This is a genomic window from Herbinix luporum (assembly GCF_900070325.1).
GTDB lineage: Bacteria > Bacillota > Clostridia > Lachnospirales > Lachnospiraceae > Mobilitalea > Mobilitalea luporum.
In genome coordinates, this window is record NZ_LN879430.1 from 1,741,232 (window position 1) to 1,760,778 (window position 19,547).

Sequence of the window (19,547 nt, forward strand, 5' to 3'; positions counted from 1 at the left end):
TAGGATAGTATACTTTTTTGCAGGATATGATATTATTATTCTCACTTATTAAAGTATGCAGCAAATACCTTTTCTGCGATAGGAACTGCATTCTTACTGCCTGATCCGGCATTTTCTACCAGAACACTTATGGCAATCTTAGGTTCACCTACCGGTGCAAACCCTATAAACCAAGCATGGGATTCCTTACCCTCCTGTTGTGCTGTTCCCGTCTTTCCGGCCGCTTTAACATTCAGACTTTCTAAACTTTCTGCAGTTCCCTCTGTTACAACTGCCCTCATAAGACCTTTTAGATAATCCGCCTCCTTAGCAGTCATAAGCTTATCTACTTCTTCAGGTATATATCCTTTAATAACACGGCCGTCGGCATTTTCAACCCTATCAATAGCATAGGGCTTCATCATAACTCCTCCGTTTGCTACCGTAGCCGCAATCATTGCATTATGAAAGGGTGTCATTAGGGTTTTTCCCTGGCCTATGGCTGTCTGCATAGCTTCCTTAACTCCTGAACTTCCCACTTTTAACTTAAAAACACTGGGATTACTGCTTATTCTTGCAGGTAGAGTACTATTAAAGAAAAAACTCTCACACAAATTTCTAAAATTATTTATAGGAAGTTCCTTGCCCATTGAAGCAAATGAGCTGTTACAGGATTTTGCAAAAGCAACTTTAAAATCAATCTTTCCATGAACACTGTTACCGCTACAACGTATCATCATACCGTCATGTTCTGCTTTTCCTTTACAATTGTGGGTATAATTTTCATAATCCTTATTTTCCCGCATATATGCAAGGGCAGTAAGTACCTTAAAAGTAGAGCCCGGGGGATATAGTCCTTGGGTGGCCCTATTAAGTAAGGGTGATTCATGGTCTTCATCTTTTGTTAGCATATCCCAGTCAGCTTCTATAGTGTTAGGATTATAAGAAGGCTTAGATACCATGGCTAAGATTTTACCTGTTGCAGGCTCTATAACCACAACAGCCCCCTTATTATCTCCTAAGGCATCATAAGCTGCTTTTGTAAGTTTATGATCTAAAGTTGTAATAATATTATTCCCCGGATTTTTCACCCCTACAAGGTCATTATACATAGTAGTGGCACTATCCACATCTGAGGTTAATAAAGTGATATTCTCCGTTTCTTCTATTCCTGTTCTACCAAGGGATACTCTGCCTACTATAGGAACATACATATCATTAAAAGGATAAGTACGCTTCTCATTGTCCTCTTCATCTGTTATTGTTTCTGCCAATACAAGGCCGTCAGCGGACAAAATCTTTCCACGGATAATCCTTTTTGATAAGACATCATGTCTTAGATTATAAGTACTATTTATTACATTCTTACTCTTAACCAATAAAAAGTGCGAAAAATAACCCATCATCAAGACAAAAAGCCCTACAAAGATATAGACTATAGATAATATAGTTCTACTTCCTCTTTTTTTATTTGATGGCACTTGCTCTTGTTTCTGAATCTTTTTAACCTTTTTAACTTTTTTAATATTCTTCATAACGCCCACCTGCCAAACTCTGCTTTTTTAGCTGGGATTTATTACCGGCATGATATATCCCTTGAATTACAGCAAACATAATAATTGTAGATACAATGGAACTTCCACCGTAGCTAATTAAGGGTAGGGTTACTCCTGTAGAAGGAATAAACTTAATGACTCCCCCTATACATAAAAATGTCTGAAAACCAAACATTACGGAAAAGCCCAAGGATAATAATTTATAAAAGTTATCATCTAGTTTCACTGATATATTAATCATTATTATAAAGCAGTTAATATATAATAATATCAGACACAGAGCGAATAAACCGCCAAATTCTTCTGAAATAGCTGCAAATACAAAGTCACTGTCAACTACAGGTATTGATTTTGGTAATCCTTGATATAATCCCATTCCAAACCATCCTCCGGTTCCTATGGCAAAAAGGGATTGGGTTATTTGATAACCCTCTTTATCAATATAATTAAAAGGATTTTTCCATGCTAAAACCCTAACCTGGACATGGTAGAACAAACGATAAGCAATCCATGCTGCCGCACTTCCTCCACCAAGACCCAGTAATAGGTATAAAGAGTTTTCTGTTACACCATAAAGCATAAAAAGATATGTTATAAAAAATATTAAGGCTCCCCCAAGATCCTTTTGTAAAACTAAGGTTAATACCGTAGCTCCTGCCAAAGCCGTTACCATACATACCCTTTTAAAATTCCATTCTTTATCATACAAAGAAGCTATACAAAAGACAAAAAGCAACTTTACAAACTCCAAGGGCTGAATAACCACTATATCAAATAGATTTAACCAGCTTTTGGCACCGTATTTTTCATCACCTACAAGTAAGGTTATTATTAAAAGTACAAGGCCAACTGCTCCATAAACCCAACCGTAATTCCTTAATCTAGTGAATTTTTGTATGAATATGGGAACGAATATACATATACCTAAGGAAACACTGCTCATGATAAAATGTCGGACTGAATTATTAAAGGATAACCTAGAAAGTATAATAAATCCTACACTTAAAAGCATTAGCATATTCCTAAGAAGAAGCCCGGAAATTCCGGGATAAAAAATATGATAAAAATTCAGAGCCAATATAAATACTATTACCTGAATACCATATAGCAAAAATAACGTATCGCTAGGATATTGAACATATATGGTAAAATACCCTGTAAAATGAAATGTAAAAAGAAGGATAGTCATCATTCTATAAATTCTATCCTGATGCCTTTTATTCTTTTTAATAGAAGCCCTGAATGCATGGAATGTATAAGTTCCCATAAGAATTATCATAAGATATTTTGTTAATTCTACTAACAAACGCATAATTTCACCTGCTTTACTACCACCTTATTGGACGCCCCGCTTAAAATGTCCACCGGTTATATTGTCAAACTCCACTACAGCTTTTTTACCATATAAAAAAACGTCTATATAAGCAGATATTACTCTTTCCATCTCTTCAGGGGCTTCATAGGTAAAATCAAGCCTAATTCCTTTTGGTTTTAATTCCATTATCTTTTCTGCCTGCCGAAGCAATGAAAGACACTGCCCATTATAAATAATATTGTAACAGCTGTTGCAGTTAGTCTTAACATAAAATTTTTTGCCGATTCTGTCCACTAGATAATCCATCCTAAATATCCCCGGTTTACATTTATTGCAACCTTTTGTACTGGCATAAAGACACTGGGTTGATACCATAACCGGCAGATATCCATAAACCATAAGCTCCATATCATACAAGCCTAAGCCCTTAAGCTCTTTCTGATTTAATTCTATGGGTGCACAAAATTCATTAATCCCTAATTTGTTCCAGAATGTTTTGCTTTCCTTGTTAAATATATACATATTATGATTTAACATAACTTTCTTCTTATGTCTAGTATTTTTATATAAATTTAAGATTAATGCCGCTTCTTCAAAGTTCTTAATTATAAATCCGGTTATTGTATCATGCTCCATCAGGATATTTATATCCTTATATAACTTCTCATAAGTAGAAAGTCTGCAAATATGAGGAAGAAGAATATAAAATTCCTTACCCTTATTTGATGAAACTTCTGACATTTTTATAAGCTGCTGCAGTGAAAAGCTTTCATAATCCCCGTAAAGGGCAGATATTTCAGGATATTTAACGGCCAGTTTAAATTGCTCTTCGGTATGGATTCCAACTCTGATTTTTAAATCATCAGTATTTTTTTGCTGATTTTCTTCATAAGTATCAGATGTAGCCAAATCTTTTTCTGTTCTCTCATAAGCACTTATTATAGCTTTCTCAAGCATATCAATTGCTTCTCTTCGGATTTCGTTAAGCCAAGCCACCGGAATAAAAATATTACTGTCTGCTTCTATAATAAGTTCCTTAAAGTTAAACAAGGTAGGCCCAAGTTTATCAATTGATGACCTTATTTTTTCCCGGGTCATAGGCTGCTTTAGGGCAGCTTCCACCAAATTATGATAAACAGTTACTGTTATATTATTATATGTTAGGGAAAACTGCAAGCTTTTTCCTTGTTTTGCCTTTAAATGTCCTATTATGTCCTGTTTTGTATTCTTTTTAATATAATTTTCTCTAATACTATCAAGGAGCATATTATTTCTTGTACGATAAAGCAAATATCCCTTCTTAATATCTAAACTTCCTCTTCTGTCCCTATTAGACTTTGTATTAGTATTTTTATAATGTTTATAAGGGATTGAGCCGACTTTTATCTTTAGGATGCTATCCTTATAGCTTTTATCCTTTACTGTAAATTCATATACAGGGATATTTTCAATATTTCTAAATTCAAGAATATCCTGAGCATTTATATCTTCTAAAAGCTTAATCTTAGCAGAGCCCTTCTCAATATCTACAACTTCAGCAACCACCACACCACTATGATTTGGTCTAACCATAGACATCATGGATTTACCGTGATAGGTCTTACCGTAACCTTGTGAAAAACCTCCCCGGTTATAAAGATCCATAAGATTAAGCATGTCTTTTTTGTAATCATCCCCCATAAGGTATTCATTGAATTTTTCTTTACCTTCAGCCAGATATAAATCCACATATTTCCTATAAATAGATGAAACCCCTGCAGCATATTCAGGGCTTTTCATCCTCCCTTCAATTTTAAAAGAATCTACACCGGCTTCGATTAAATCTGGTATATGAGCCACAGTGTTAATATCCTTTGGACTAAGTAAATAGGGCTCTTTATCTGATGAAATCTTTCCTCCTTCAGAGAAAAATTGATAAGGCAGCCTACAGGGCTGGGCACAACGGCCCCTATTACCGCTTCTTCCCCCAATCATTGAACTCATCAAACATTGTCCGGAATAACAGTAACAAAGGGCACCGTGAACAAAAATCTCAATTTCTAAATCCGTATTTTCCCTAATATGTTTTATCTCCATATAGGACAGTTCCCTGGCTGTTACCAACCTACTTACTCCCATACTTTTTAGTAGATTGGCCCCATCTGCCATGGTAATAGTAGTCTGAGTACTGGCATGGATGTCAAGCTTGGGAAAATGCCGATGAATAAAATGCATTACCCCAACATCCTGTACAATAACTGCGTCTAGACCTGCCAGATAATATTTTTCTAAATAATTATATAATAAATTAAGCCTCTCTTCTTCCTTTATTAAAGTATTAACTGTCAAATATAGTTTTTTATTCCTAAGATGGGCTTCCCTAATTGCTTTAATAAGAGTATCCTCATCGGGATTATCGGCATATGCCCTTGCTCCAAACATACTTCCACCCATATATACTGCATCACAGCCTGCATTCATTGCCGCTACCATACTTTCATATGAACCGGCAGGAGCCAGTATTTCTATCTGTCTATTCATTGATAAACCTCTTTCTTTTTGTCTTACAATCTATACTTAATATATCCACATTTTAAAAATAGCTGTCCTCCTATCTTAGGACAGCTATGTATCAAAATTATCTTCTTCTCCTTGCATCTTGCAATTCTGTTTCAAGTCTGATAATCTTTTTCTGGGCTTCGCTTAGCTCATTTTTTAAGCTCTCAATTTCCTGCTCGGCAGATTGAAGCTTAGTCGAAGCTGCTATAAGTTCATGTTTTAAGTTGAAGATCTCGTTACTTTTTTCGTTACTTTCCTCTTCTAATTCTTTCAGCTTTTCTTTCTCTTTATAATAATCATCCGCAATATTAATTTGAATAAGAATATTTTTTAATTCAGAATCTAAAAATTTAAAAGCATCCTTATTCTTAAATTCATTATGCTTATTATTGATATAGGAAGCGACTCTTTGAAGGTATTCTTCGCTTTCATATCCACTTAACGTATATCTTTTATTATTAATGATAACCTCAATATCGTTAAATTTATTCATTGAATTTGCCTCCTGCATATTTAAAAAAATCGGATGATTTTTGTTGTGTATATTATATCTTATGTTCAAATTTTATACAAGCTATAATATTTGCTGCCCTATAAACTATTTTTCTTCTGTAAGCTTATCTAATCCCAGGTGTTTGTAAGCCAAATCTGAGGCGACTCTTCCCCTTGGAGTACGAAGGATTAAACCGTTTTGAACCAAGTATGGTTCGTATACTTCCTCTATGGTACCGGCATCCTCACCGATAGTAGCGGCTATGGCCTCTAAACCGACAGGTCTTCCGTTGAATTTCTCAATCATTGCCAGAAGAATTTCCCTATCAATATGATCAAGACCCAGCTTGTCCACTTCCAAAAGATTAAGGGCAAATGAAGCCACTTCCTTAGTTATCCTACCGTCATATTTTACCTGGGCAAAATCCCTAACCCGCTTTAAAAGACGGTTGGCAAGACGGGGAGTTCCCCTAGAACGTCGTGCCAGTTCTATAGCCCCCTCTTGATCAATCTCCACCCCAATTACTTGGGCAGATCTAAGGATAATTTGTTTAAGTTCCTCAACCGTGTAAAAATCCAAGCGGTTTACTACTCCGAAACGATCTCTTAAGGGAGGGGTTAACATTCCGGCTCTGGTGGTTGCTCCTATTAAAGTAAATCTAGGCAGCTCCAACCGGATGGATTTTGCCGTTGCCCCCTTACCTATAACAATGTCTATAACAAAATCCTCCATGGCAGGGTATAACAACTCCTCTACCTGACGATTAAGGCGATGTATCTCGTCTACAAATAGCACATCTCCTTCCTGGAGATTATTTAGTATTGCTGCCATTTCCCCGGGCTTTTCAATAACAGGTCCCGATGTAATCTTAATATTAACACCCATTTCATTGGCAATAATCCCTGCCAAGGTGGTCTTTCCAAGACCCGGAGGTCCAAAAAATAAGACATGATCTAAGGATTCCTTCCTCTGTTTTGCCGCTTCTATATAAATTTTTAAATTTTCCTTTACCTTTGTCTGTCCTATGTAATCTACCAGCATTTGAGGCCTTAAGGTATTCTCAAGCCTTCTGTCTTCTTCCATTAATTCTGTTGATATCATACGTTTAGCCATGTGCATCTCCTTAAATTCTCTTTAAACAGAGTTTTAATATGTCCTCAGTATTCATTTCTTCTGTTATATCTATCTGACTTATAATCTTATATGCATCAGAAGATGAATAACCCAAAGCTATCAATGCTTGTACTGCTTCTTCCCTTTTATCATAAAGATTATCTTTAATTTTTTTATCTGTCTGATTTTGCAGCTTATCCATGAAGGCATCTTCAAGCTGAATTTTATCCTTAAGCTCCAGTATTATTTTACTTGCAGTTTTTTGGCCGACTCCCGGAGCCTTTGCCAGTGCCTTAGTATCCCCGGCTAGAATAGCAAAACGGATTTCGTCGGCAGTGATTTTTGATAAAATGCCTAAGGCTCCCTTAGGACCAATTCCATTGACCGTTATTAGAAGCTTAAACATTTCTAAATCATCCTTGGTTAAAAAGCCATATAAAGATAGGGCATCCTCCCTTACATACAAATATGTATATATCTTTATTGTACTCTTTCTTGGGGGTAATTCCATTATAGCCGAAGTCGGCAGATTTATCTCATATCCTATATTACCTGTTTCTAAAATAATATAGTTCTCCTTAATATCTGCCAACTCACCCTTTATATATCCAATCATCATATGTCCTACTTTCTTTATATTGTTTAGCTACATCAAAGTTGAAAAGAGATTCAAGACCTTCTCATATATCTTAATAAACAAAGGCCGCTTCTTCCATTCTTCAAGAGTCACTTCATGACATTCTTCCATTGTTTTTAACAAATCTTTTTTAATCGTCTCTACAACTTCCTTGTTACACATCCAAACTCCGCATTCATATTGTAAATGAAAGCTTCTATAATCCATATTTACTGTTCCCACCACGGCCGAATCCTCATTTAACATAGTCTTTGCATGGATAAAGCCCGGTTTATATTCGAAAATTCTTACCCCAGCCTCAAGCAAACTGCCATAGTGGTAATTAGTAAGAATCTTTACATTCTTTTTATCCGGAATATATGGCGTAATGATACGTACATCTACCCCTCCTATTGCAGCTGTAGTCAGGGCATCCCTCATATCATCCTCAATTATAAGATATGGTGTAGTAATGTACAATACCTTCTTGGCATAATAGATCATTTGTTTGTAGAAGTCCTCTACCGGATTTCTTGGATTATTGGCAGGACCATCGGAGATTACCTGGCAAAAAACGTCACTCTTGGGAAAATTTTTAGTAGGCTTATAATGTTCATAATCCACAGGAGCAGACTCTATGGCTGCTTCCCACATCTGCAAAAAAGTTACAGTAAGTCCCCATACTCCATCTCCTATAAGCTTTATAGCATTATCTTTCCACACTCCAAATCGAGGTACTAAATTTACATATTCATCGGCTAGATTCATACCACCGGTAAAACCGATATTACCATCAATTACAACAATTTTTTGATGGGTTCGGTAGTTCATATATAGTTTATCAGTATATTTGTGTATGGGATTAAATACCCTTACTTCAAATCCTTCCCTCTCCAAATCTTTTTTAAATGTCCTAGAAGTCCTAAGCATGGCTCCAAAATCGTCATAAAGAAAGAGAACCCTTACCCCTTCATTAATCTTTTTTAATAAAGACCTGTGCATTCTATCCCATAGAACCCCTTCACCGATAATAAAAAAGTTTACCAAAATAAACTTTTCTGCTTTTTCAATCTCTTCAAATATAGCTTCAAAGGCCTGCTCTGCCATGGGATAATATTCCACTTGATTGTTTTTATATAAGGGAAAATGGTTGTTTTGTAAATATCTTGTAAGCCGTAACATATCGGGATATTGTTCTTTGAATTCTTCCACCACAGCCGGGTCCTGTTTTAAATAACCATAACCTTTAGCCAGCTTATTAAGTACTATCTTATCAATTTTTTTACCTCTGCTGTTGCCCCAAAGCATGAACATAATATGTCCCGTTATGGGAAATGCAGCTATAATACATATCCAGCTGATTTTATATGAAACATTCCTGTTGTCATTTACCAAGGCAATAATTATGATAATACTAAGAACCTGCAAAAATGTATAGATATATACCGTAAATCCCCTTAGTTTATAAGATAAATATATAATAAGCCCAAATTGCAGCAGTACCAAAATACCTACAATTGAGGCACGTAATATTCCGCTTAAATATTTTTTTATACTACCATCTGTTAGGTCATTTATTTCTTTCTTCAAGCTAAGTACCCCTTTCTTAAGGTATTTACTTTTATGTCATAAATTTCATTTATATAATTATTCTAACATAATATTTCAATATTTGCATTGTCTTAACTTATTTTGCTATGCTAGAATAGCAGTATATAGATGAAAGGAGAATACCTATGATAACCAGACAATTTCCTTTAGATGTTAGCTTAACCTATCCTTTAGATAAAGAATATGATACAGATAAAATAGTCTTCTTTGATATAGAAACTACCGGCTTTACCGCTGAAAGCACATATTTGTATCTAATCGGCTGTATATATTTAAAAGATTCCAGCTTACATATGATACAGTGGTTTGCTGAAGATATTAGGGAAGAAGGCCAGCTTATCTCTAATTTCTTCGAGTTTATTAAAAATTATAAGCTTTTAGTCCATTATAACGGCTCCGGCTTTGATATTCCCTATCTTACTAAAAAGTGTGAATTACTTAATTTAGACTACTCTTTTAAGGATATTTTTAGTCTGGATATATATAAAAAAATATCTCCTATAAAGAAGATATTTAAACTAAAAAATTATAAACAAAAGACCCTTGAAGCCTTCCTTAATATAGAACGGGAAGATTCTTTTAGCGGTGGCGAACTTATAGAGGTATACCAATCCTACCTTGGAAAAAAACAGATTGAAAAACTCAAAAATTCAAGAGATTTAAGCGCCAATGAAATAAGAACAGAGCTAGCTAAACTGCTTCATCTTCTCCTACTACATAATGAAGATGATCTTAAAGGACTAGTTAGTATATGTCCTATCCTTTATTATTCATATATATTTGATAAACCCTTCCATATTATTCAAGCAGGGGTAGACCAAGGTCAATTAAGGATAGAATTAGAATATGATGACTTTGATCTTCCGGTCCGCATAGGTTTTGGGACCGACTGTATATATGTAAATGCATACAAAAATTCTGCCCTTATATCTATCGATACTTATGAAGGAGAACTAAAATATTTTTATGATAATTATCATGACTACTATTATCTTCCGGAAGAAGACAGGGCCGTACACAAAAGCCTTGCCATCTTTGTGGACAAGGAATACCGAAAGAAGGCAAAACCCTCCACTTGCTATACCAAAAAGGAAGGCCTCTTTATACCCTTATATCACCCCATAATATCACCTAATTTTAAAATGGAATATAATGATAAAATTTCATTTGCAGAGCTGAATACTGATTTTCTGCTTAATGAAGAAAATCTCACCCATTATATAAACCATATCTTTAGCCATCTACTGTCTGCTAAACTGTAAAATAAACAGTATTGCAAAAACCTATTTATTAATTATGCATATATTAATGATAGGGTGATAATTATGGATGAATGCCAACTTACTATATTTGTTTCTACTCTAGCATGCACACTTGCAAAATGTTTAACAACTGAGGAATTAACTCTTTTATCTGCTACCCTGGTCCAATTAGGAGATTCATTAGCTACTATACTTACTAAAAGAGAGTTATGTGAAGAAAGTAGTGCGAATAGCAAATTATAGTCATATATTTTGGGTTAAAAATGGGTTACATCAAAAAATCAAGGGTTTGGCAATTTACCAAACCCTTGATTTATCTAGCTTTTCGTTTCCTACTCAGCAGAAAGGATTTCTTTTTTGTTGTAAGAACCACAAGCCTTACATACTCTATGTGGAATCATCAACTCTCCGCATTTGCTGCATTTAACCAAATTAGGAGCTTTCATTTTCCAATTAGCCCTACGGCTGTCTCTTCTAGCTTTTGATGACTTGTTCTTAGGACAGATAGACATAGTCACACCTCCTTAAAATTGTTGAAGATATCTAGGATTGCGGACATTCGGGGATCTAATACCGTGTTATCACAGTCACAGGACTTTTCGTTAAGATTAGTCCCGCAATGCATGCAAATTCCTTTGCACTGCTCACTACATAACACTTTCATCGGAAAACCGATAATTATTTCATCCTTAATCAATATGTCTACATCCAGATTATACCCAGTAATATAGTTTGCTTCGTCCAATTCTTTTACACGATCATCTTCAGTAAGGTTTAAATCAATTTCTTTACTAACCGATATATCCATAGGATATTCCAGTTCTTTAAGACATCTGCTACAGAAGATAATTAAGGAGAGCTTAGTAGAACCTTCAATCAAAACCTTCTTCTTTCCTAGATTTGTAATAGTAAGGTCCACACGATCCTTCCTTGCAAATTCATAAGCTTCACCATCATAGATAAATTTCTCCATCTCGATGGGAGCAAGGATATGCTCCACTTTACCTTTTGTATTTATTATTTCTGACAAAGATATAAGCATTTTCTCTCTCCAATTTCATGTGTCTTACATAGGATTACGCACTATACTGTATTATAACTACTGGCTTTTTATTTGTCAACGAAAATTCTCTCTTTATTATTTTTACCTTCTATAAAAGTGCTACTGTCTCTTTGGCAATAGTAAGTTCTTCATTAGTAGGTATTACAGCTACTTTAACCTTGGAATCACTTGTGGATATCATAGTCTCTTCACCTCTAACCTGGTTAGCTTCTTCATCAATTTTAATTCCTAAGTAGCCTAGATACTCACATACGTCCCTACGTACCTTAGGATCATTTTCACCTACACCGGCTGTAAATGCTATGGCATCTACACCATTCATACTTGCTACAAATCCACCTATATATTTAACAACCCTATATACAAAAACTTCAAAAGCAATTCTTGCTTTTTCGTTACCATTATTCATTGCTTGATTAATATCTCTAAAGTCACTGGAAACTTCAGATAAACCATGTATTCCGGATTCCTTATTTAACAAATGCATGATTGCATCAATAGTCTTATTTTCTTTCTTGGCAATAAATTCTATAATGGAAGGATCTATATCACCACTTCTGGTTCCCATAACAAGACCTGAAAGAGGGGTAAAGCCCATACTGGTATCAATGGATTTGCCATTGTGTACCGCAGATATACTTGCACCATTACCTAAGTGACAAACAATAATCTTAGAATTATTTATATCTAGTCCTGCAAAGTCTGCCATACGTGATGATACGTAACTGTGGCTTGTCCCATGGAAGCCATATTTTCTAATCTTATATTTATCATAATAATCAAGGGGCAGGGCATATAAATATGCCTTTTCCGGCATAGTCTGATGAAATGCTGTATCAAATACTGCCACCATAGGTACATCCTTCATTAGGCTCTGGCATGCCCTAATTCCAATAAGATTTGCAGGGTTATGAAGAGGTGCCAGGTCATTACATTCTTCGATTGCTTTAATTACTTCATCGGTTATTATGGTGGATTTTGCAAATTTCTCTCCGCCATGAACTACCCTATGGCCCACTGCCTGAATTTCTGACAAGTCAGCTATAACACCGTGTTCCTTATTAGTCAGTGCCTCTAAAACCATGGATACGGCAATCTCATGATTATCCATTTTTGCTTCGATTACAACTTTATCTTGTCCGGCCGGTGTATGCTTTAAGTAACCTACATCCAGACCGATTCTTTCACAAAGTCCTATTGCCAGTGCCTCTTTTGCATCTGAATCAATCAACTGGTATTTTAATGAAGAACTGCCACAGTTAATTACTAAAACTTTCATTTCTTTATCCTCCAATATTATCTTAATTATTAGCTTGTGCTTGTACAGCAGTAATTGCTACTACACCTACGATGTCATCTGCAGAACATCCTCTGGACAAATCATTTACCGGTCTTGCAAGTCCCTGGGTAATCGGTCCATATGCTTCTGCTTTAGCCAGTCTTTGTACTAACTTATATCCAATATTTCCCGCATCTAAATCAGGGAATACCAGTACATTGGCCTTGCCTGCCACATCACTGTCCGGTGCTTTAGAAGCTCCTACTGAAGGTACGATTGCAGCATCTAGTTGTAGCTCACCATCTAGTTTGATATTAGGATAGTTTTCTTTTGCAATCCTTGTAGCCTCCACAACCTTGTCTACATCAGGATGCTTGGCACTACCTTTTGTTGAATGGGAAAGCATTGCCACAACCGGCTCTTCTTGAACAAGGACCTCAAAACTCTTAGCACTGCTTGCTGCAATTTCTGCCAGTTCCTCAGATGAGGGATTTTGTACTAATCCGCTGTCGGCAAAAATAAAAGTACCATTTGCACCATATTCGCAATTCGGTACTGCCATTAAGAAAAATGCGGAAACCAGCTTTGTTCCTGGAGCTGTTTTAATTACCTGTAATGCAGCACGAAGTACATCAGCTGTTGAGTGAACGGCTCCGGCTACCATACCGTCAGCATCCCCTGCCTTAACCATGGTTACACCAAAATAAAGTGGCTGCTGTGTTAATAATTCTCTTGCCTTATCAGGAGTCATACCCTTGTTTTTTCTAAGCTCTACTAAAAGCTCAATATAACTTTCAAGCTTATCTGATTTTACCGGATCAATAATAGTTGCTTTAGACAAATCAAGTCCTTCTGCACCCTTTATAATCTCATCTTCATTACCTATTAATACTATATCTGCAAGTCCTTCTAAAATAATAGTATTAGCTGCTTCTAGGGTTCTTCTATCCCCTGTTTCAGGTAGTACAATGGTCTTTTTGTTTTGTTTAGCTTTTGCTTTGATGTCATCAATGAAACCCATGATGTTTCGCCCTCCTTAACATCTATTTTTATATAATTTAATACATAATGAATAAAACTCACAAATTTTATTATAGAACAAAAATAAAATGGATACAAGTATTAATAATGCTAAAATATTCTCTTTAAGAACATTTTACTTGCTATCATGTTGAAAATTGTATATAATTTATCAAATATTGGTTCAGTATTCATTTATAAATTCCATAGAGTATACCAAAATATATGGAAGGACGGCTTATAATGAAAGTAGTCGGTATAATTACAGAATATAATCCCTTTCATAAGGGACATAAATATCATATAGAAGAAGCAAAAAAAATAACAGGAGCCGATTATCTGGTGGCTGTTATGAGCGGAAATTTTGTTCAAAGGGGAAGCCCTGCAATAATAAATAAATATGACCGTGCCATGATGGCTTTAAACAACGGAGTTGATTTGGTATTGGAACTTCCCGTCTGCTATGCCACAGGAAGTGCCCAGTATTTTGCCCTAGGGGCAGTGGCCTTGCTAAACCAATTAGGAATTGTGGATTATCTTTGCTTTGGCAGTGAATGTGGAAATATCAAGCTACTAGAAGATGCTGCAAAGCTCTTTTATAAATCATCGGAAAGCTTTGATAACATACTTTACTCTTATATTCGAAAAGGCCTATCCTATCCCGCTGCCAGAGAAAAAGCAGCCAAAGACCTCCTTAAAGCAGATACTCAAATTATTTCAGAGCCTAATAATATACTGGCTATCGAATATATCAGAGCACTGCTTTTGCTAAATTCCTCTATAAAGCCCATTACAATTAAAAGAAATAAAGCCCATTACCATGACAAGGAACTTAAAAATGATATCAGCTCTGCTACAGCTATTCGAAGTATTCTGCAAAATTCCAAAAATCCGGCAGAATTTAGTCCGGTTAAGAATAGTGTTACCAATTGTGTATATGATTATTTTATCAAGAATTATAATAGAAGATTTCCTATAACTATGGAGGATTTTTCCAGTATTATTAAATACAAGCTTACCTATGAAAGTAACCGAAAGCTTACAGAGTATCTGGATCTATCATCCGATTTAGTTGACAGAATAAAAAATATAGATATTCAAAATTACGATATTGAAAGCTTAATGCAAATAATTAAGAGTAAAAATATAACCTTAACTAGAGTAAGCAGAGCCCTTATTCATATCCTTTTAAACATAAAGAAAAAAGATTTTAAAGAATATATAGATGATGAAATTATTTATTATGGTAGAATCCTAGGGATGAAAAAAGAAGCATCACATTTAATACGTAAGATAAAAGAATATGAAAGAATACCTATTATAACCAAGGTCTCAAAAGCTGATAAACAACTTAGTTCTTTGGGAATGAGTATGTTAAATCAAGATATCTTAGCCAGCCATCTTTATAATCAGGTGGTTTTTGAGAAATTTAAAATATCCATACCTAATGAATTCAAGCATGGAATATGCATACTTTAAGTTTCTGGTTTTACATTTTATACCCATTATGCTGTTCTATGTATAAGTGACTTATAATTAAATGTAACTTAATCTTTCAGATAATAAAGGACTGTATCCTGCTTTATACAGGCTACAGTCCTTTTTAGTAGATATAGATCTATTTACTTTTCAACTTAATCAAACATTAATTCTTCCATCTGATCCAATAATTCCTCAAATAATTTTAAGGCCTGGTTAACCGGTTCTTTAGTACTCATATCAACCCCGGCTTCCTTTAACAACTCTATAGGATAATTGGAACTTCCACTGCTTAAGAAGCGTATATAATCATCTACTGCAGGCTTACCCTCCTGCAAAATCCGTCTGGATAAGGCAATAGCTGCTGAATACCCTGTTGCATACTGATATACATAAAATGCATTGTAAAAATGAGGAATTCTTGCCCACTCCATATCTAGCTCAGGATCTATTACAATATCATTACCATAATAAGCAACATTTAAATCATGATATATTTTGCAGAGGGTCTCTGCTGTTAAACTTTGTCCTTCTTCCACCATCTTATGGGTTATCATCTCAAATTCTGCAAACATGGTCTGCCTATAGAGAGTACCCTTAAATTTGTCAAGGAAGTGATTAATAAGATATGCTTTTTGCATCTTATCTTCGGTATTTTTAAGCATATGATTTATTAAGATGGCTTCGTTACAGGTAGAGGCCACTTCTGCCACAAAAATCTTATAACCTGCATAAACATATGGCTGCACCTTATCAGAATAGTAGCTGTGTATAGCATGACCCATTTCATGGGCTAAGGTAAATACATTATCCAGGCTGCCATTGTAGTTTAATAGAACATATGGATGTGTGCCATAAGCCCCCCAGGAATATGCTCCGCTTCTTTTGTTTTCATTTTCATAAATATCAATCCAGCGATTATTAAATCCTTCCTGCAGTATCTTTTGATATTCCTCCCCTAAGGGCATAAGACCTTCAGACACAAGCTTCTTGGCTTCTTCAAAGGGAATATCCATCTTAACATCCTTAACCAGTGGAGCGTATATATCATACATATGAAGTTCATCTACTCCCAAAAGCTTCTTTCTTAGGGATACATAACGATGCATAAGATGCATATTATCATGAACAGCCTCTATCAGATTAGTATAAACTTCTACCGGAACATTACTATCATCTAAGGCTCTCTCAAGGTTTGAACCGTAATTTCTTGCCTTTGTAAAGAATAATTCCTGTTTTAAATTTGAACTAAAGATAGTTGCAAGGGTGTTTTTGAAACTGCCATAGGCTTCGTATAATCCCTTAAAGGCTTCCTCTCTTACTCTACGATCATTACTTTCTAGTAACTGAACAAATCTGCCATGGGTTATCCTTACCTTCTCCCCATTTTCATCTTTAATTTCAGGGAACTTCAAATCTGCATTATTAAATTTAGAATAAATATTATCAGGACTTGAAGCCATTTCTCCTGCATCGGCTAAAAGTGCCTCCATCTCGGCTGAAAGAACATGGGGTTTACGACGCATTATATTTTTAAAATAAAAATCATAAAGTTTTAGTCCTTCTTCCTCAGCCATAAATTGTTCTAGTTTTTCCTCAGATATGGTTAAAATCTCAGGTGTTGCAAAGGACAAGGCTGAATCCACCTGTACCAATAGCACCCCTGCCTTATCTGCAAGATCCTGATATACAAAATTGCCGGTATCTTCATGATATTTTTGATTGGCATATACATATACCCTCTCCATCATAATACCAAGCTCATCCGATAGTTTTAGGAATTCAAGTAGGGCTTTTGCTGATTCTGATAAAGTCCCACGATAACTTTCTGCTTTTGGCAACAGTTCCTTAAGTTTATTATATTCTTTCTCCCACAATTCATCTGTAGCATATAGATCTTCTATTGCCCAGGTAAATTGTTTTTCAACCTCATTTCGTTTTGGTAAGCTCTTGCTTTTTGACATTTGTAAGTCTCCTTTCATGCTCAAATATCTATTTATTGAGTAATCTATATTTTATATTATGAATTATTGAATATTATTAATTATTTCTCAATAGATTATATTAAATAGCCTAATTCCCGGAGATATAAATGAACCTTATAAAAAAATATAAAAGTTGTTTACCGAAGATATTTATATTATTCTTTTTTATTCTTATGTTTTCTTTCCCCTATGCTTCTTATAAGGGTGCCAGTTCAGGATTAATGCTTTGGTTTTTAAATGTACTACCTACCCTGCTGCCCTTTATAATTATTTCTAATATGATGATTAAGCTAAATATAGCAGGAAGAATCAGCCATATGCTCTATCCCATACTTGGCAGACTTTTTCATATAAGTCCCAACGGATCTTATCCCATCTTGATTGGCTTTTTATCAGGACTTCCTATGGGAGCAAAATCAACTGCCGATTTGATTTGCTCCGGTAAGATTGACAACAAGGAAGGGAACTTCCTTCTTAGTATGTGTAATAATGCCAGTCCTATATTTATTATGAGTTATATTGCCACCAATCAATTGAAAATTCCCGGTATAAGGCTACATTTGTTTTTTCTTATCTACGGTTCATCAATTATTAGTGCTATTTCTTATCGGGCTTATCATAATTACAAGCTTAAAAAAATACATGCTTGTTTAAGTATATGCGAAATATCTGATAATAAGCAGATTGAAGATTCATCATCCAAATTTTCTTTTGATTTACTGGATAATTCCATAATGAACGGCTTTGAAGTAATCACAAAAATCGGGGGCTATATTATCCTCTTTTCAATACTGGCACAGATTATTAATGAAATCGGAACAGGCTTTAGACTACATAAAGCCATAATCATGGGAATTCTTGAGATTACAACCGGTATTGATCAGATATGTAAAATTCCTATTGACACAAATATAAAAATAGTCTTGGTTTCCCTACTCACTTCTTTTGGAGGATTGTCCGGTCTGGCACAAACCAAAAGTGTACTTGGCAAATCAAGACTATCCATAAAATCTTATATCCTAGTTAAACTATTAAGTGCATTTGTGGCAATGCTCCTAACGGTACTATATGTATTTTGTTTTAGGACTTGATTTATGATTCTGCTTCACTAAAATTTTCTTCTTCTTGATAGCTTTCTCCTGGGTTTTCTTGTGTTGGGGTATTTTCAGGATAAAGCTGCTGCATTAATTCTTGTTTATTATGCCTGATAATATCTAGATTGTTTTGTAATTCATTAATAAAGCTATTGTATTTTTCAACAGATGCTTCATAAGCATTTGCTACAATCTTTTCCAACTCATTTAATATGTCATTGGAGTAAACTAGCAAACCGGTTCTAATTTGATTTGCTTCCTCATTGGCTTTGTTAATAATTCTTTCCGCTTCCTGGGAGGCTTGCATTATAATTTCATTAGCTTCATAATAAGCCTGTTGCATAATCTCATGCTCATTTAATAAATCGTTTGCCCTCTGCCTGGTACCGGCCAGTATCTGCTCTGCCTTCTTTTCTGCATCGGCAATTATGGAATCTCTTTTTGCGATTATTTTTTGATAACTTTTGATTTCATCCGGTGTCCTAAGCCTTAATTCATCAAGAAGATCATACAATTCATCTTTTGGCACGATAACCTTAGTGCTTGAAAGCGGCTGCATCCTACAACTTTCAATGAATTCATATATATCTTCAATTAACTGTTCAATCCTGCTTGCTCCCATATTCAAACACTCCTTATCGCTTTATATTTATCATATACTGACTGTACTACACACTCCGGCACAAACTGTTTTATATCTCCACCAAAACTTGCTATTTCCCTTACCGTACTGGAACTTAAATATGAATATTCCAATCTTGTAGTAAAAAATATTGTGTCTATATCCTGATTGAGTTTATGATTAGTCTGAGCTAATTGAAGTTCATAATCAAAATCCGTTATAGCCCGGAGTCCTCTTACAATAAAGGAAGCATTACATTCTTTTGCAAAATCTACTAATAAACCATCAAAGGATTCCACTTTAACTTTAGTATCTAAGTTATTCTCCTTAAGAACCCTATTTACCAGTTCAACCCTTTCCTCTACAGTAAAAATAGTGTTTTTAGAAATATTCTTAAGTATACCTATAACTAACTGATCCACCAACTTTGAAGCCCTTATTATAATATCTAAATGTCCCAAAGTAATAGGATCAAAACTTCCCGGATATATTCCTATTTTCATATTCTTCTCCATTCCTACA

18 protein-coding genes are annotated in these 19,547 nt (G+C 35.0%); 4 read left to right on the plus strand and 14 right to left on the minus strand.

What is annotated here, in order from left to right:
• Window positions 1-41 precede the first annotated feature (41 nt).
• The 7 genes from SD1D_RS08145 to cls all read right to left on the minus strand — a co-directional run bounded on the left by SD1D_RS08145 (window position 42) and on the right by cls (window position 9,200).
• Entirely contained in the window at window positions 42-1,514 is a 1,473-nt protein-coding gene (locus SD1D_RS08145) for a peptidoglycan D,D-transpeptidase FtsI family protein (RefSeq protein WP_058258446.1), read from the minus strand.
• Window positions 1,501-2,847, minus strand: coding sequence for an FtsW/RodA/SpoVE family cell cycle protein (locus SD1D_RS08150; protein WP_242955205.1), 1,347 nt, complete (start codon window positions 2,845-2,847; stop codon window positions 1,501-1,503). The genes SD1D_RS08145 and SD1D_RS08150 overlap by 14 nt, the downstream gene beginning before the upstream one ends.
• Before the next feature lie 24 nt (window positions 2,848-2,871).
• Window positions 2,872-5,370: a U32 family peptidase gene (locus tag SD1D_RS08155; RefSeq protein WP_058258447.1), complete on the minus strand. Its 2,499-nt coding sequence runs from the start codon at window positions 5,368-5,370 to the stop codon at window positions 2,872-2,874.
• A gap of 97 nt (window positions 5,371-5,467) precedes the next feature.
• Window positions 5,468-5,881, minus strand: coding sequence for a cell division protein ZapA (gene zapA / locus SD1D_RS08160; RefSeq protein WP_058258448.1), 414 nt, complete (start codon window positions 5,879-5,881; stop codon window positions 5,468-5,470).
• 105 nt (window positions 5,882-5,986) lie between these two features.
• The gene (gene ruvB, locus SD1D_RS08165) at window positions 5,987-6,994 is read right to left on the minus strand and encodes a Holliday junction branch migration DNA helicase RuvB (RefSeq protein WP_058258449.1); all 1,008 of its coding nucleotides are present in this window, start codon (window positions 6,992-6,994) and stop codon (window positions 5,987-5,989) included.
• A 10-nt stretch (window positions 6,995-7,004) separates the two neighbouring features.
• Window positions 7,005-7,610, minus strand: a complete 606-nt coding sequence (ruvA, locus tag SD1D_RS08170; protein WP_058258450.1) for a Holliday junction branch migration protein RuvA — start codon at window positions 7,608-7,610, stop codon at window positions 7,005-7,007.
• A gap of 30 nt (window positions 7,611-7,640) precedes the next feature.
• Window positions 7,641-9,200: a cardiolipin synthase gene (cls, locus tag SD1D_RS08175; RefSeq protein WP_058258451.1), complete on the minus strand. Its 1,560-nt coding sequence runs from the start codon at window positions 9,198-9,200 to the stop codon at window positions 7,641-7,643.
• Between the two features lie 146 nt (window positions 9,201-9,346).
• Between cls and SD1D_RS08180 the strand changes: the two genes are divergently transcribed.
• Entirely contained in the window at window positions 9,347-10,483 is a 1,137-nt protein-coding gene (locus tag SD1D_RS08180) for a ribonuclease H-like domain-containing protein (RefSeq protein WP_058258452.1), read from the plus strand.
• 63 nt (window positions 10,484-10,546) lie between these two features.
• A complete protein-coding gene (locus SD1D_RS12765; RefSeq protein ID WP_058258453.1) occupies window positions 10,547-10,726 on the plus strand; it encodes a DUF6774 domain-containing protein in 180 nt (59 codons plus the stop codon).
• An 89-nt stretch (window positions 10,727-10,815) separates the two neighbouring features.
• On the opposite strand, the gene rpmF is transcribed toward SD1D_RS12765, so the two are convergent.
• The 4 genes from rpmF to pta form a co-directional block, all read right to left on the minus strand.
• A complete protein-coding gene (gene rpmF / locus SD1D_RS08190) occupies window positions 10,816-10,995 on the minus strand; it encodes a 50S ribosomal protein L32 (protein ID WP_058258454.1) in 180 nt (59 codons plus the stop codon).
• Between the two features lie 2 nt (window positions 10,996-10,997).
• Window positions 10,998-11,525: a YceD family protein gene (locus tag SD1D_RS08195; RefSeq protein WP_058258455.1), complete on the minus strand. Its 528-nt coding sequence runs from the start codon at window positions 11,523-11,525 to the stop codon at window positions 10,998-11,000.
• A gap of 109 nt (window positions 11,526-11,634) precedes the next feature.
• Entirely contained in the window at window positions 11,635-12,825 is a 1,191-nt protein-coding gene (locus SD1D_RS08200) for an acetate/propionate family kinase (RefSeq protein WP_058258456.1), read from the minus strand.
• 22 nt (window positions 12,826-12,847) lie between these two features.
• Window positions 12,848-13,846: a phosphate acetyltransferase gene (gene pta / locus SD1D_RS08205; RefSeq protein ID WP_058258457.1), complete on the minus strand. Its 999-nt coding sequence runs from the start codon at window positions 13,844-13,846 to the stop codon at window positions 12,848-12,850.
• Between the two features lie 242 nt (window positions 13,847-14,088).
• Here pta and SD1D_RS08210 point away from each other — a divergent pair, with 242 nt between their 5' ends.
• Window positions 14,089-15,324 (plus strand): nucleotidyltransferase, encoded by a 1,236-nt coding sequence (locus SD1D_RS08210; protein WP_058258458.1) that lies wholly within the window; start codon window positions 14,089-14,091, stop codon window positions 15,322-15,324.
• Between the two features lie 155 nt (window positions 15,325-15,479).
• On the opposite strand, the gene pepF is transcribed toward SD1D_RS08210, so the two are convergent.
• Window positions 15,480-17,288, minus strand: coding sequence for an oligoendopeptidase F (gene pepF / locus SD1D_RS08215; protein WP_087758865.1), 1,809 nt, complete (start codon window positions 17,286-17,288; stop codon window positions 15,480-15,482).
• 128 nt (window positions 17,289-17,416) lie between these two features.
• Here pepF and SD1D_RS08220 point away from each other — a divergent pair, with 128 nt between their 5' ends.
• On the plus strand, window positions 17,417-18,400 hold the full coding sequence (locus SD1D_RS08220; RefSeq protein WP_058258460.1) for a hypothetical protein: 984 nt from the start codon (window positions 17,417-17,419) through the stop codon (window positions 18,398-18,400).
• 1 nt (window position 18,401) lies between these two features.
• On the opposite strand, the gene SD1D_RS08225 is transcribed toward SD1D_RS08220, so the two are convergent.
• Window positions 18,402-19,025 (minus strand): hypothetical protein, encoded by a 624-nt coding sequence (locus SD1D_RS08225; protein WP_058258461.1) that lies wholly within the window; start codon window positions 19,023-19,025, stop codon window positions 18,402-18,404.
• Between the two features lie 2 nt (window positions 19,026-19,027).
• A complete protein-coding gene (coaD, locus tag SD1D_RS08230) occupies window positions 19,028-19,528 on the minus strand; it encodes a pantetheine-phosphate adenylyltransferase (protein ID WP_058258462.1) in 501 nt (166 codons plus the stop codon).
• Window positions 19,529-19,547 lie beyond the last annotated feature (19 nt).

Excerpts from the sequence above, each read along its gene's own strand:
- SD1D_RS08145 (WP_058258446.1), bottom strand. The coding sequence starts at position 1,514 with ATGAAGAATATTAAAAAAGTTAAAAAGGTTAAAAAGATTCAGAAACAA.
- SD1D_RS08150 (WP_242955205.1), bottom strand. The coding sequence starts at position 2,847 with ATGCGTTTGTTAGTAGAATTAACAAAATATCTTATGATAATTCTTATG.
- SD1D_RS08155 (WP_058258447.1), bottom strand. The coding sequence starts at position 5,370 with ATGAATAGACAGATAGAAATACTGGCTCCTGCCGGTTCATATGAAAGT.
- zapA (WP_058258448.1), bottom strand. The coding sequence starts at position 5,881 with ATGAATAAATTTAACGATATTGAGGTTATCATTAATAATAAAAGATAT.
- ruvB (WP_058258449.1), bottom strand. The coding sequence starts at position 6,994 with ATGGCTAAACGTATGATATCAACAGAATTAATGGAAGAAGACAGAAGG.
- ruvA (WP_058258450.1), bottom strand. The coding sequence starts at position 7,610 with ATGATTGGATATATAAAGGGTGAGTTGGCAGATATTAAGGAGAACTAT.
- SD1D_RS08180 (WP_058258452.1), top strand. The coding sequence starts at position 9,347 with ATGATAACCAGACAATTTCCTTTAGATGTTAGCTTAACCTATCCTTTA.
- SD1D_RS12765 (WP_058258453.1), top strand. The coding sequence starts at position 10,547 with ATGGATGAATGCCAACTTACTATATTTGTTTCTACTCTAGCATGCACA.
- rpmF (WP_058258454.1), bottom strand. The coding sequence starts at position 10,995 with ATGTCTATCTGTCCTAAGAACAAGTCATCAAAAGCTAGAAGAGACAGC.
- SD1D_RS08195 (WP_058258455.1), bottom strand. The coding sequence starts at position 11,525 with ATGCTTATATCTTTGTCAGAAATAATAAATACAAAAGGTAAAGTGGAG.
- SD1D_RS08200 (WP_058258456.1), bottom strand. The coding sequence starts at position 12,825 with ATGAAAGTTTTAGTAATTAACTGTGGCAGTTCTTCATTAAAATACCAG.
- pta (WP_058258457.1), bottom strand. The coding sequence starts at position 13,846 with ATGGGTTTCATTGATGACATCAAAGCAAAAGCTAAACAAAACAAAAAG.
- SD1D_RS08210 (WP_058258458.1), top strand. The coding sequence starts at position 14,089 with ATGAAAGTAGTCGGTATAATTACAGAATATAATCCCTTTCATAAGGGA.
- pepF (WP_087758865.1), bottom strand. The coding sequence starts at position 17,288 with ATGTCAAAAAGCAAGAGCTTACCAAAACGAAATGAGGTTGAAAAACAA.
- SD1D_RS08220 (WP_058258460.1), top strand. The coding sequence starts at position 17,417 with ATGAACCTTATAAAAAAATATAAAAGTTGTTTACCGAAGATATTTATA.
- SD1D_RS08225 (WP_058258461.1), bottom strand. The coding sequence starts at position 19,025 with ATGGGAGCAAGCAGGATTGAACAGTTAATTGAAGATATATATGAATTC.
- coaD (WP_058258462.1), bottom strand. The coding sequence starts at position 19,528 with ATGAAAATAGGAATATATCCGGGAAGTTTTGATCCTATTACTTTGGGA.